Origin of the sequence: Stenotrophomonas mexicanensis, assembly GCF_032911605.1 — a bacterium.
Taxonomy (GTDB): domain Bacteria; phylum Pseudomonadota; class Gammaproteobacteria; order Xanthomonadales; family Xanthomonadaceae; genus Stenotrophomonas; species Stenotrophomonas maltophilia_A.
On the sequence record NZ_JAWJTG010000050.1, the window covers coordinates 1 to 13,111 of the forward strand.

General features: G+C 66.3%; 9 protein-coding genes. 2 read left to right on the forward strand and 7 right to left on the reverse strand.

Annotation, left to right across the window (positions count from 1 at the left end; genetic code table 11):
• Window positions 1–36: 36 nt before the first annotated feature.
• From R1L06_RS17705 to radA, 3 genes are all read right to left on the reverse strand, one after another.
• Window positions 37–2,343, reverse strand: coding sequence for a tetratricopeptide repeat protein (locus tag R1L06_RS17705; protein ID WP_317218356.1), 2,307 nt, complete (start codon window positions 2,341–2,343; stop codon window positions 37–39).
• A gap of 48 nt (window positions 2,344–2,391) precedes the next feature.
• Window positions 2,392–4,248, reverse strand: coding sequence for an ATP-binding protein (locus tag R1L06_RS17710; RefSeq protein WP_317218357.1), 1,857 nt, complete (start codon window positions 4,246–4,248; stop codon window positions 2,392–2,394).
• 144 nt (window positions 4,249–4,392) lie between these two features.
• Window positions 4,393–5,769 (reverse strand): DNA repair protein RadA, encoded by a 1,377-nt coding sequence (gene radA / locus R1L06_RS17715; RefSeq protein WP_317218358.1) that lies wholly within the window; start codon window positions 5,767–5,769, stop codon window positions 4,393–4,395.
• Window positions 5,770–5,918: 149 nt separating this feature from the next.
• Here radA and R1L06_RS17720 point away from each other — a divergent pair, with 149 nt between their 5' ends.
• The gene (locus R1L06_RS17720) at window positions 5,919–7,979 is read left to right on the forward strand and encodes a putative bifunctional diguanylate cyclase/phosphodiesterase (protein ID WP_317218359.1); all 2,061 of its coding nucleotides are present in this window, start codon (window positions 5,919–5,921) and stop codon (window positions 7,977–7,979) included.
• A 119-nt stretch (window positions 7,980–8,098) separates the two neighbouring features.
• Here the strand turns inward: R1L06_RS17720 and cyoD are convergent, their stop codons facing one another.
• Genes cyoD through cyoA form a run of 4 tightly spaced genes read right to left on the reverse strand, consistent with a single transcriptional unit; the run spans window position 8,099 to window position 12,115 of the window.
• Window positions 8,099–8,440, reverse strand: coding sequence for a cytochrome o ubiquinol oxidase subunit IV (gene cyoD / locus R1L06_RS17725; protein WP_005408584.1), 342 nt, complete (start codon window positions 8,438–8,440; stop codon window positions 8,099–8,101).
• Window positions 8,440–9,078 (reverse strand): cytochrome o ubiquinol oxidase subunit III, encoded by a 639-nt coding sequence (gene cyoC / locus R1L06_RS17730; protein ID WP_012510428.1) that lies wholly within the window; start codon window positions 9,076–9,078, stop codon window positions 8,440–8,442. The genes cyoD and cyoC overlap by 1 nt, the downstream gene beginning before the upstream one ends.
• Window positions 9,075–11,072, reverse strand: a complete 1,998-nt coding sequence (cyoB, locus tag R1L06_RS17735) for a cytochrome o ubiquinol oxidase subunit I (RefSeq protein WP_040008505.1) — start codon at window positions 11,070–11,072, stop codon at window positions 9,075–9,077. The genes cyoC and cyoB overlap by 4 nt, the downstream gene beginning before the upstream one ends.
• Before the next feature lie 2 nt (window positions 11,073–11,074).
• A complete protein-coding gene (gene cyoA / locus R1L06_RS17740; protein ID WP_049424459.1) occupies window positions 11,075–12,115 on the reverse strand; it encodes a ubiquinol oxidase subunit II in 1,041 nt (346 codons plus the stop codon).
• Window positions 12,116–12,466: 351 nt separating this feature from the next.
• Between cyoA and R1L06_RS17745 the strand changes: the two genes are divergently transcribed.
• On the forward strand, window positions 12,467–13,102 hold the full coding sequence (locus R1L06_RS17745) for a GyrI-like domain-containing protein (protein ID WP_317218360.1): 636 nt from the start codon (window positions 12,467–12,469) through the stop codon (window positions 13,100–13,102).
• The last annotated feature ends 9 nt before the right edge of the window (window positions 13,103–13,111 follow it).

Here is a 13,111-nt window from a genome sequence, read left to right on the forward strand (position 1 = left end):
CTGCCGGCCAGCGGCCGGCACTACCCGATACCAGGCTTACAAGCCGTAACGCTCGATCACGTCCAGGTGCGGCTGGCGATCCTGGTCGCAGGCTTCGGCCAGGCGTAGCCAGCAATGCGGATGCGGCCACTTCGTGGTTTCCTGCTGCAGGAAGCGGTGCAGCGCCAGCGGTGCATGGTCCTGCGGCTGGGCGACGGTGAACAGCAGGCCCGGCAGCGTGCCCTCCTCCTCGTCCGGATCGGTCACGGTGTAGTCCGGGCGGCTGTGCGACCACACCTGCCAGCCCTGCGCCTCGGCCGCTGCGACAAAGGCATTCCACGCGTCTTCGCCCGGGTGCGCGCCGTCGATCAGCCAGCTGCGGGCGAAGCCGCCGCGCTCCAGCACATGCACCTGCGCATAGGTCGGGATGAAATGCTCGCGCGCTTCCTCCTCCTCCGGCGCCGGGTGCACCAGCGCAGCATCGAACACCACCCAGTCGCCTACCTGCTGGGCACGGTTGGCCGGTGCGTTCTCGACGATACGCGCGGTGACCGGGCCACTGCGGCGCGCGTAGTACTCCATCGGCTCGCCGTTCTCTTCGCTGCGGATGATCACCCAGCCCCACGGCTCCTCGACCACGCCGTCCTGGCTGGACAGCTCCATGCCGATCGCCGCCGCCGAGCGGCGCACCGCATCCCAGTCGCGTGCCGCGCTGGCCGCGCTCATGTGGTCCCAGTGTGCGGCGTTGGGTTCTTCCAGCAGCTCCACCAGCTGCGCATAGCAGGCCTGCGCCTCGCTGAAGCGACCGGTTTCCATGTACATCCGCGCCAGCGTACCGCGTGCGCCATGCGAGCCCGGCGAGGCCGCCAGCAGCGCCTGCGCGGCCTGCTCCAGTGCCGGCCAGTCGGACACGCGACGGGCGCGCTGCACCTCGCACCAGTGCGCGAACACCGGCACGCTGCCACGATAGGCATCAGCCAGCTGGCGCAGGCCTTCGTCGTCGCCCTGCTCGGTCAGCCAGCGCATCAGCGTGTAGGCGGCCGGGCCATCATCCTGCGTGTGTGCGCGCACGAAGCGCCACAGCAATGCGCGCGCTTCCGTCTGCGCCCCACAGGCGCTCAGCGCGGAGGCAGCCATCTCGGCCAGCGCCTCGTCATCTGGCAGCTGCGCCTGTGCCTGCAGCAGCCACTGCGCCTCACGTTCGGGATCGCGCGACTGATTCTGCTCTCCCTGTTCGTTCAGCCAAACCAGTAGTTCAGCGGCTGGCACCGGCAGCGGCGCCACATCCGGCAATGCATCGATGCGTGCCGCCAGGCCGGCCACCAGCGCAGCCGCACCCCGGTCCTGGCGCAGCTGTGCCAGATGGGTACGCGCCAGTTCCAGCTGGCGCAGCGCCACCCAGCGTGCGCCACGCTGCAGGGCCAGCTCCAGGCTCAGCGCAGCGACTTCGATCAGCAGGCGGTGCGAGCCAACCTCGGCAAAGTGTTCGATGATGGTGTTGAAGCGCGTACCCAGGTCCCAGGTATTGCGTGCGGGATCACGCCGGCACAGCGCTGCGGCGGTGTTCGCCCACAGCCGCCAGTAGGTAGGCGTCAGCTCGCTCCACGGCACCAGCTGCTGCAGGGCCTCTTCGTCACGGTCCAGCTGGGCCAGCGCCCACGCCTTGGACAGGCGGCGCGGCACCGTGCAGTTGGCCGGCTCGTACTCGCCGGACGCGGCCACTTCGGCCTCGCGCTTCTCGATCAGCAGCAGCGCTTCTTCGGCGCGGCCCATGCCCAGCAGGATCTTGATCTGCATCTCCGGGAAGCTGTCGAACACTTCCTTGCCGCAGGCCTCGATCGCGTCGGACTGCACCTGCAGGTAATCCAGTGCCTCCTGGCCACGGCCATCATCAAGCAGTGCATCGGCCTTTTCGCAGCTCAGGCACTGGAAGCAGGCCCAGCTCGGGTCGATGCGGCCCAGCGTCTCGTCGCACACCTCGATGCGCTCCGGCACCCAGCCGGGGCCATCGATGTTGCCGTAGCAGGCGGCAAGATCCTGGGTCACGCAGATCGACTGCGGGCACTCCAGGGTGTCCTCGCGATGCGCACGCTCGAACAGCGCCACGGCTTCGCCCAGCGCGCTCTCGCCTTCGACACGATTGCCGACGCGGTTGCGCAGCGCCCAGTGCCCGACGTAAACGTCGACCCACGGGTTGTCCAGCGCCTTGCCCAGGGCTCGCGCTTCGGGCAGCAGCGCGTCGACGCGGTCGACACGCAGTTCACTCACCTCGTCGGCGAGGCGGTTCAGCAGGTGCGCATTCTGCGCCTGGCCGGCCTGGCGCAGGTCACCCTGCAGTTTTTCGACCCAGTTCCAGATGTCCATGGGGTAAGTATTCCTGTCTAGCGAAGGCTGGATGAGAGGATGCGGTGCTCAGCGCAGCATCTGCTGCAGGGCACCGGCGATATCGGTGAAGGCGCCGTTGAGATCCGGGCCGGGCGTGGCGGTCGCGCGGGCCAGTGGACGGCCCTGCGCGGCGACGATGATCTTCAGTGAGCGCAGCAGGCGCGCTGCGGCTTCGGCCTGCGGGTGGCCGTCGCGCTGGGCGCGCAGCAGCGCCTGCACCGCGGGGTTGTCGAGGTTGAGATACAACCGCGATGGCGCACGCGATTCGATGCGCGCGGTGAACTGACGCGCCAGCCGCAGCGCCGCCATTGAAACGCGCTTGTCGTTCTCATCGTCTTCCAGGCGCTGCTTCAGTTCGGCTTCGCGATCGGGCACCACCACCACCGGCAGCGACTCGGGACTGAAGCGTGCCGGCAGCAATTGTTCGCCGTCACCCAGCTGCTCGCGCAGCCATGCCAGCTGCGCCTCGTCGAGGCTGTCATCGCTGCGGAACAACGCGCGGTTGCCCTGCTCGGTCCCCAGCTCGACCAGGCGCAGGCCCTTGGCCTGGGCCCAGCGCCGCAGGAACGGCACCACCGCATAGCGATGGCCATGCGCGACCGGCACGCCCATCGCACGGAACAGCATTTCCTCGAAGCCGCCACCATTGTCGAGGATCACGTGCACGGCACCGCGTGCGGGCAGCGCACTGGCAGGCAGATCGCCCTGCGAGGTCGGCACGCGCACGTGCTCCAGCAGCAGGTCGAACAGGCGGTCATCGCACAGCGCCGCGCCCAGCAGCGCCTCGTTGTGGCGGCTCAATACACGTCGCCACGCTTCCGGCTGCTGCCGCGCGACGTCGGCCAGGCCATCAATCAGCGCCTCCAGCAACGCATGCTGCACGGCGCGGTACTGGTCATCGCGCTGCAGGTCTTCGCGGCTGGCGGTGGGCGTGAGCCGCGAGGATTCGATCACCCCGCCGATGAAGCCCGCCCACGGCGGCAGCAGGTCACGCGCATCGTCGTCCAGCAGCATGCCGCGCACGAACACCGACAGGTTGCGGTTATCGCTGGTGCCGTAGGTAGCACCGTCCTGCACCCACAGCAGGCCGGTGGCATCACTGCTGCCATCAGCGCGCAACGGCACGGTGACGATCGGCTCGAAATCATGTTCGAAACGCGCCGCGAACTGCAGCGCCTGGCGACGCGCCTGCACCGGATGCAGGGCCACATCGCCCTGGCCGCGCCACGGCGGCGGCTCGGGGTTGAGCGCCTCGCCTGCAGCACCGATGAAGATCGGCTCGGACAGCAGCGCGCAGTAGCGACCCAGCACTTCGTGCAGGCGCGCCTCGTTGGCCAGCGGCAGGAAGTCCGGATGCAGCTCCAGTTCCACCTCGGTGCCGACCGCGCGTGCCGGCACTTCGCTGACGGTGTACTGCTCGGCGTTGCTGGACACGTACAGATGGCCCAGTTCCGGCGTCTGGTACGAGGTGGTGCGCACGCTGACCCGGCGCGCCAGCACGAAGGCCGACAGGAAGCCGAGGCCGAACATGCCGATCAGGCCCTCATCGTCCTCGCCGCCCTGGCGCAGGCCGCGGGTGTAGCCGACGCCGACGGTCGCCAGGTAGTCATGGATCTCCTGGCGGGTCAGGCCGGCGCCGGTATCGATGATGCGCAGCACGCCGGCAGCGGCATCGACCTGCACCGCGATGCGCGAGGGCACCTCGACGCCGGGTTGTTCGATGCGGCGGCGGATGATCGAGTCGTGCGCGTTCTGCACCAGCTCACGCAGCGCCACCACCGGGGTGGAATAGAGGTGCTTGCCCAGCACCGTCATCAGTCCATTGAGATCGACCCCGGCGCGACGGATTTCGGCGTTGGGGGCGGTGAGCGCGGTGTCCTGCATGTAATCGTTTACTCCTGGGCACGGAAAGACGCCAGAGGGCGCCTTCGTCGAGCGGGAAAAACTAGCACAGGGAGGCTGACCGTTGCCGTGTCGGCCGCCGTATTCCGCGTGCGCGGTGGTGACGCCGGGCCATGCCCGGCGCGATCACGCCGCGTCGATAGCCTCGGACAGGCGCTCCACCGCAATCACTTCCATACCCTTCACCGCCCCCCCCTTGGGCGCATTGGCCTTGGGCACGATGGCGCGCTTGAAGCCATGCGTGGCGGCTTCGCGCAAGCGGTCTTCGCCATTGGGTACCGGTCGGATCTCGCCGGACAGGCCAACCTCGCCAAACGCAATCGTCTTTTCCGCCAGCGGCCGGTCCTGCAGCGAGGACAGCACCGCCAGCAGCACCGGCAGGTCGGCAGCGGTCTCCTGCACGCGGATGCCACCGACCACGTTGACGAAGACATCCTGGTCGCCGACCAGCACGCCGCCGTGGCGATGCAGCACCGCCAGCAGCATCGCCAGGCGGTTCTGCTCCAGGCCGACCGCGACGCGGCGCGGGTTCGACAGCGGCGACGCATCGACCAGTGCCTGCACTTCCACCAGCAGCGGCCGGGTACCCTCGCGCGTGACCATCACGCAGCTGCCCGGCTGGTGGGTGCTGCCGCCGGACAGGAAGATCGCCGACGGATTGGAGACTTCCTTCAGGCCCTTGTCGCCCATCGCGAACACGCCCAGCTCGTTGACCGCACCGAAGCGGTTCTTGAACGCGCGCAGTAGGCGGAAGCGGCTGCCACTCTCGCCTTCGAAGTACAGCACCGCATCGACCATGTGTTCGAGCACGCGCGGGCCGGCGATACCGCCCTCCTTGGTCACGTGGCCGACCAGGAACACGGCGGTGCCGGTCTCCTTGGCGAAACGCACCAGCCGCGCCGCGCTCTCGCGCACCTGGCTGACCGAGCCGGGCGCGGCGGTCAGGCTCTCGGTCCACAGGGTCTGCACGGAGTCGGCCACGATCAGCCGCGGGCCGGCCTTGGACGCATGCTGCAGGATCGACTCGACGCCGGTCTCGGCCAGCGCGTTGACACCATCCAGCGGCAATTCCAGCCGGTGTGCGCGGCCGGCCACCTGGGCCAGCGACTCCTCGCCGGTGACGTACAGCACCGGCAGCTCGGCCGCCATCTTCGCCACCGCCTGCAGCAGCAGGGTCGACTTGCCGATGCCCGGGTCGCCACCAACCAGTACCACCGCGCCCTCGACCAGGCCACCGCCCAGCACGCGATCGAACTCGCCGATGCCGGTCGAGACACGGCGATGCTCGGTCTGCTCCACGTCCTTCAGGGCGGTGATCTTCGGCGGGTCGATCTTGCCGGCCCAGCCGGCCCGGCGCGACGCGGGCGCCTTGGCCGCCGCCGCGCTCTCCAGCACGATTTCCGACAGCGAGTTCCAGGCGTTGCACTCGGTGCACTGGCCCTGCCACTTGCTGAATTCGGCGCCGCATTCATTGCAGACGTAGGCGGTGCGGGCTTTTGCCATCGGATGATTTCCAGCAACGGGAACAGGCGTGGCAGGATAGCCGAGCCGGGTCGCAGGTGCTGCGACCGCTCAAGTCCCGCCCACCCGCGCCGATAGCTGTCGCGGGCGTGCGCCTTGCGGGCGCCCCTCCCTCCCCCTCTGGATTCAACATGACTGGCAGTTACAGTCAGAGCCTGGTCGCCATCTCCCTGCTGGTGGCCATTCTTGCTTCGTACACGGCGCTGGACATGGCCGGCCGCCTGGCCACGGCCGAGGGCCGCGTGGCCCGCTGGTGGCTGGCCGGCGGCGCGGCGGCGATGGGCCTGGGTATCTGGTCGATGCATTTCATCGGCATGCTGGCCTTCGACCTGCCGATCCCGGTCGGCTACGACCTCGGCATCACCCTGTATTCGCTTGCAGTGTCGATCGGCGCTTCGGCCTATGCGCTGTGGCTGGTGTCACGACCCAGCCTGCCGTGGCGACGACTGCTGGCCGGCGCCGTGCTGATGGGCCTGGGCATTGCCACCATGCACTACCTCGGCATGGCCGCGATGCGCATGCAGCCGGGCATCGACTATCACCCGGGCTGGTTCGCCGCCTCCATTGCAGTAGCCATCGGTGCCGCCGGCGCGGCGCTGTGGATCGCCTTCCGCCTGCGTACCGAGCAGCGCCACACCATGCGCCTGCGCGCACTGGCCTCGCTGGTGATGGGCCTGGCCATCGTCGGCATGCATTACACCGGCATGGCCGCCGCACGCTTCCCCGAAGGCAGCATCTGCGGTGCGGTCGGCAGCGGCGGCATCGACACGCGTTGGCTGGCGGTGCTGGTGATCGTCACCACCGTGGCCACGCTGGGCATCGCCCTGGTGGCCTCGCTGTTCGACCGGCAGATGCGCGTTCGCACCGGGCTGCTGGCCGACTCGCTGGCGCACGTCAACGACAAGCTGATCCAGGCCGCCCTGCATGACCCGCTGACCCAGCTGCCCAACCGCATGCTGCTGCAGGACCGCATCGAGCAGGCCATCGAGAAGGCGCGCCGACGTGGCCGCGCCGTGGCGGTGATGTTCTGCGACCTGGACGGCTTCAAGGCGGTCAATGATGCCTATGGCCACCAGCTCGGCGACCGTCTGCTGGTGGCGGTGGCACAGCGCATCGGCGGCCTGCTGCGGCCGCAGGACACGTTCGCGCGCCTCGGCGGCGACGAGTTCGTGATCGTGCTGGCCATCGACACCCCGGACGATGCGGTGGTGGTGGCCGAACGCATCATCGCCGCCGCCGGCGAACCATTCACCCTGGATGCCGCCGAACTGCAGGTCAGCGCCAGTCTCGGCATCGCCCTGTACCCGGATGACGCCAGCAACGAGCGCGAACTGATGGCGCACGCCGATGCGGCGATGTACCACACCAAGGAAACCGGCCGGAACGGCTATACGTTCTTCACTCCGTCGATGCAGCTCAGTGCCAACCGCCAGCTGCGCCTGCTGCAGGACCTGCGCAAGGCGATCGCGCGTGACGAGCTGCTGCTGCACTACCAGCCGAAGTTCCCGGCCGCTGGCGCACCAGCTACCGGCGCCGAGGCCCTGCTGCGCTGGCAGCACCCGGAACTGGGCCTGCTGGCGCCGGATGTGTTCATTCCCATCGCCGAGCGCAGTGGCCTGATCCTGCCGATCGGTGACTGGGTACTGGACCGTGCCTGTGCACAGCTGCGTGCATGGCACGAGGCCGGGCATACCGGATGGTCGATGGCGGTGAACCTGTCGCCCTTGCAGTTCTCCTCGCCGGCGCTGCTGGACAGCGTGCGCGAGGTGCTGCAGCGGCACCGGATCGAGCCGGCGCGGTTGACCCTGGAGATCACCGAGACCACGGCGATGAAGGATGTCGACGCCAGCCTGGCGATTCTCAACGACCTGACCGCGATGGGCGTGCATATCGCCATCGACGATTTCGGCACCGGCTACTCCAGCCTGCTGTACCTGAAGCGGATGCCGGCCACCGAACTGAAGATCGACCGCGCGTTCGTGCATGACCTGGAACGCAACGACGAAGACGCCGCCATCGTGTCGTCGATCATTGCGCTGGGACGCACCCTGCAGCTGCAGGTGGTGGCCGAAGGCGTGGAGACGCAGGCGCAGCGCGAATACCTGAGCGAACTGGGCTGCGACCAGCTGCAGGGCTATCACCTGGGCCGGCCTATGGATGCCGAAGAGTTCCTGCGCCGGGTGGCGGGGTAGAGCCGGCCGCCGGCCGGCTTCCCGCGATTGCCGGCCAGCGGCCGGCACTACCCATATCCGCAGACAAACAAAAAGGCCGCCCGAAGGCGGCCTTTCTGCGTGGCAACGTCGCGTGGACGTCAGTGCATCATGTGCACGTTCATGTTGTGCATGACCCACAGGGTACCGACCACGATGATGCCGATCACCACCACGGTGAAGGCCGCAGCGTTGACGTTCCAGCGGCTTTCCGAAGAGCGGTCCAGGTGCAGGAAGAACACCAGGTGGACCAGCATCTGCAGCACCGCGGTGATTGCGATCACCACACCGTTGACGGTGCGCGAGAAGTCGCCCGACATCACCATCCAGAACGGGATGACGGTCAGCACCACCGCCAGCACGAAGCCGATCAGGTACGACTTCACGGTGCCATGGCTTTCGCCGCCGGTGCCGTGGTCGTGTGCATGGTTGTCATGTGCCATTACAGGGCTCCATTGAGGTAGACGACGGAGAACACGCCGATCCAGATCAGGTCCAGGAAGTGCCAGAACAGGCTCAGGCACGCCATGCGGGTCTTGTTGGTCGGGGTCAGGCCGTACTTCTTCAGCTGCACGAACATCACCAGCAGCCACAGCAGGCCGGCGCTGACGTGCAGGCCGTGGGTACCGACCAGGGCGAAGAACGCCGACAGGAAGGCACTGCGGTCCGGACCGTAGCCCTGATGGATCAGGTGCTGGAACTCCCACACTTCCATGCACATGAAGCCGAAGCCCAGCAGCCAGGTGATGCCCAGCCACAGGTACATCTGGCCCATCTGCTTGCGGTGCATGGCAATCATGCCCAGGCCGAAGGTCAGCGAGGAGGTCAGCAGCAGCGCGGTTTCCCAAGCCACGAACGGCAGTTCGAACAGGTCCTTCGCGGTCGGGCCACCATCGGTACCGCCGGCCAGCACCACATAGGTGGCGAACAGCGAGGCGAAGATGAGGCAGTCGCTCATCAGGTACACCCAGAAACCGAAGACGGTGTTGCCGCCGGTGTCGTGGTGCTCGTGGTCGTCATGGCCATGGGCCGCCGCTTGCGCGGCGTGCCCGTGGCTCAGGGTCGAGGTATTGGTGCTCATGCCTTCAGCTCCGACTTCACCAGGCCCTGGTTTTCCAGGTGCTTGCGGTGTTCGTTCTCGATGCGTTCCACCTCGGCGGCCGGGACCCAGTAGTCCACGTCCTGGTCGAAGGTGCGGTAGATGAACGTGGCGATCATGCCGACGAAGCCGACGATGGCCAGCCACCAGATGTGCCAGATCATCGCGAAGCCGAACACCAGGCTGAAGGCACCGATGACAACGCCCGTGCCGGTGTTGCGCGGCATGTGGATGTCGGTGTACTTGGCCGGCTTCGGCCAGGCTTCACCACGCTGCTTGCGCTCCCAGAAATCGTCCAGCTCGGTGACTTCCGGCAGCGTGCCGAAGTTGTAGAAGGCCGGCGGCGAAGAGGTTTCCCACTCCAGCGTACGGGCATCCCACGGGTCGCCGGTCAGGTCGGCGGTCTTCTTGCGGTCGCGGATCGACACGGCCACCTGGATGATCTGGCACAGAATGCCGGCACCCACGATGAAGGCACCTGCGGCAGCGACCAGCAGCAGCGGCTCGTAGGCCGGGTTGACGGTGCTCTGCAGACGACGGGTCATGCCCATGAAGCCCAGCACGTACATCGGCATGAAGGTCACGTAGAAGCCGATGAACCAGCACCAGAACGCGCACTTGCCCCAGAACTCATTGAGGCGGAAGCCGAACATCTTCGGCCACCAGTAGGTGATGCCGGCGAACATGCCGAACACCACGCCGCCGATGATGACGTTGTGGAAGTGGGCGATCAGGAACAGGCTGTTGTGCAGCACGAAGTCGATGGCCGGGATCGCCAGCATCACGCCGGTCATGCCGCCGATGGTGAAGGTGACCATGAAGCCGATGGTCCACAGCACGGGCGTGGTGAACTGCACGCGACCGCGGAACATGGTGAACAGCCAGTTGAAGATCTTCACGCCGGTCGGGATCGAGATGATCATCGTCGTGATGCCGAAGAAGGCATTGACGTTGGCACCCGAGCCCATGGTGAAGAAGTGGTGCAGCCACACGATGAACGACAGCACGCCGATGCAGGCGGTGGCGTAGACCATGCCCTTGTAGCCGAACAGCGCCTTGCGCGAGAAGGTCGCGATGACTTCGGAGAACACACCGAACGCCGGCAGGACCAGGATGTACACCTCCGGGTGACCCCAGATCCAGATCAGGTTGATGTACAGCATGGCGTTGCCGCCACCGTCATTGGTGAAGAAGTGCGTACCCAGGTAGCGGTCCAGGGTCAGCAGCACCAGGGTGATGGTCAGCACCGGGAAGGCAGCGACGATCAGCACGTTGGTCACCAGGGCGGTCCAGGTGAACACCGGCATCTGCATCAGCTTCATGCTGGGGGTACGCATCTTCAGGATGGTGATGAAGAAGTTGATACCGCTCAGCGTGGTACCCAGGCCTGCGACCTGTAGACCCCAGATGTAGTAGTCCATGCCGACGCTTGGACTGTATTCGATGCCCGACAACGGCGGGAACGCCAGCCAGCCGGTGGCAGCGAACTCACCGATCCACAGCGACAGCATGATCAGCACCGCACCGGACACGAACAGCCAGAAGCTGAGCGAGTTGACGAACGGGAACGCGACGTCGCGCGCACCGATCTGCAGCGGCACGGCCAGGTTCATCAGGCCGGTGATCAGCGGCATCGCCACGAAGAAGATCATGATCACGCCGTGCGCGGTGAAGATCTGGTCGTAGTGGTGCGGCGGCAGGTAACCCTCGGACCCGCCGACGGCGAGCGCCTGCTGGGTACGCATCATGATGGCGTCGGAGAAACCGCGCAGCAGCATGACGAAGGCGACGATGAGGTACATCACGCCGATCTTCTTGTGATCCACCGAAGTGAACCACTCCTTCCACAGATAGCCCCACAGCTTGAACTTGGTGATCAGGGCCATGACGCCCAGGCCACCCAGCACCGCGCCGACCAGGGTGGTCAGCACGATCGGATCGTGGGGGATCGACTCAATTGAGAGTTTACCCAACATGTTCATTCTCCCGAGCCCGCATGGCCGGCGTGGCCTGCGTGTTCGTGTTCGTTGGCATCCAGGTTTTCACCCGATTCCTTGGAATCATGCGCGTCACTGGGGGCATGGCCCTCGTGCGCTTCATGGCTGGCGGCATCGGCAGCGGCGGCACCGGCGTGTTCGTGCTTCATGCCGTAATGCTTGTTGTCGCCCATGTGCTTGGCGATGACCCAGTCGAACAGGCCTTCTTCGGTCTTGCCGAAGTAGGTGACCGGATACCACTCGGCGTTGCGTGCTTCACCCAGCGCCTTGAACGAGGCCTTGTCCAGGGTCTGCTCGCCGGCGCGGACCTGGTCCAGCCACTGGCGGTATTCGGCATCGGTGACCGAGTAGGCGGTGAAGTGCATCTTGGCGAAGCCCGCGCCGCTGTAGTGCGAGGACATGCCCGGGAATTCACCGGTCTCGTTGGCGATCAGATGGAGCTTGGTCTCCATCGCAGCCATCGAGTAGATCATGCTGCCCAGGTGCGGGATGAAGAACGCATTCATCACCGAATCGGACGTGATCTTGAAGTTCAGCGGCGTGTTGACCGGGAACTTGATTTCGTTGACGACCGCCACCTTCTCTTCCGGATAGATGAACAGCCACTTCCAGTCCAGCGAGATCGCCTCGATGGTGACCGGCTTGACGTCCGATTCCAGCGGCTTGTACGGGTCCAGCGCGTGCGACGAACGCCAGGTCAGGACCGCCAGCACCAGCACGATCATGCAGGGAATGGACCACACCACCACCTCGATCGCCGTCGAGTGGGACCACTTCGGCTCGTAGCGGGCCTTGGTGTTGGAGGCGCGATACTTCCACGCGAAGGTCAGGGTCATGATGATGACCGGGATGACGACCAGCAGCATGAGCACGGTAGCCGTGATCAGCAGGGTCTTCTCATCCTGGCCGATCTGGCCCTTCGGACTGAGGATGGCCACGGCATCGCAGCCGGTGAGCATCACCAGCAACGACAGCAGCAGGCCCGGGCGCAACCAGCGCCCAAGGGTTTTCAACGGAATCATCGGTCGATCCAATTGCGAGGGAATGCCGTTCCCCGTCCTGCCTGTTCCGGCCAAAGCCGGTCCCACCGGTCCGGAAGACAGGTAGGGAGGTGGGGTCGAGTCAGCCTTTCAATTTTAGGCCGTCACCCACCATTTAAGAAAGGCATTGACAATGATCGAGCGCAGGAAAGGCCCGTTTCTGGCTGCGACACGTTGTCGCACCGCGCAACCGCGGCGGGCAGAACACCCGGGGGCGGCATCCTAGCATCGGGCGATGGCGGCTGCTCCGCCCGTGTTCGGCAAAGTCGCCTGAACATGTTCAGGCATGCCCGCGCGGGCAATGCGTGGGATGCTGGGCGCCGGAGGAGCCCCATGGACAAGATCGATTTCAAGAAGCGCGATCGCGCGTTGTACCAGCCCCCGGCGGGCCGGTTCGTGACAGTGGACGTACCGCCCCTGCCCTACGTGATGGTTGACGGCCACGGTGATCCGAATACCGCCCCCGCCTACCTGCAGTCCGTGCATTGGCTGTACGCGGTGAGCTATGCACTGAAGTTCGCACTGAAGGCCGGGGGCCAGGACTACGTGGTGCCACCGCTGGAAGCCCTGTGGACCGCCGAGGATCCGTCGAGCTTTGTGGCTCGCCGCAAGGATGAGTGGAGGTGGACGGTGATGATCCGCACGCCGGACGGGATCAGTCCAGAGCAGTTGGAGGCTGCCATCGCCAAGGCGGCGAAGAAACTGGGCGACGTTCCGGCCAGCCTTCGCCACGAAGTTCTTGAAGAAGGCCTCTGCCTGCAGACCCTGCATGTAGGCGCTTACGATGACGAGGGTCCGGCCCTGGCCCATCTGCACGACGAACTGATGCCTTCGCTGGGCTACGCCTTCGCCGGCCCCCATCACGAGATCTACCTGAGCGATCCGCGCAAGACCGACGCGGCGCGGTTGAAGACCGTGCTGCGGCAGCCGGTGCGCGCGCTTGAGCCTGATAAGGGTTCGCGCTCATGACACAAGGCC

Excerpts from the sequence above, each read along its gene's own strand:
- R1L06_RS17705 (WP_317218356.1), bottom strand. The coding sequence starts at position 2,343 with ATGGACATCTGGAACTGGGTCGAAAAACTGCAGGGTGACCTGCGCCAG.
- R1L06_RS17710 (WP_317218357.1), bottom strand. The coding sequence starts at position 4,248 with ATGCAGGACACCGCGCTCACCGCCCCCAACGCCGAAATCCGTCGCGCC.
- radA (WP_317218358.1), bottom strand. The coding sequence starts at position 5,769 with ATGGCAAAAGCCCGCACCGCCTACGTCTGCAATGAATGCGGCGCCGAA.
- R1L06_RS17720 (WP_317218359.1), top strand. The coding sequence starts at position 5,919 with ATGACTGGCAGTTACAGTCAGAGCCTGGTCGCCATCTCCCTGCTGGTG.
- cyoD (WP_005408584.1), bottom strand. The coding sequence starts at position 8,440 with ATGGCACATGACAACCATGCACACGACCACGGCACCGGCGGCGAAAGC.
- cyoC (WP_012510428.1), bottom strand. The coding sequence starts at position 9,078 with ATGAGCACCAATACCTCGACCCTGAGCCACGGGCACGCCGCGCAAGCG.
- cyoB (WP_040008505.1), bottom strand. The coding sequence starts at position 11,072 with ATGTTGGGTAAACTCTCAATTGAGTCGATCCCCCACGATCCGATCGTG.
- cyoA (WP_049424459.1), bottom strand. The coding sequence starts at position 12,115 with ATGATTCCGTTGAAAACCCTTGGGCGCTGGTTGCGCCCGGGCCTGCTG.
- R1L06_RS17745 (WP_317218360.1), top strand. The coding sequence starts at position 12,467 with ATGGACAAGATCGATTTCAAGAAGCGCGATCGCGCGTTGTACCAGCCC.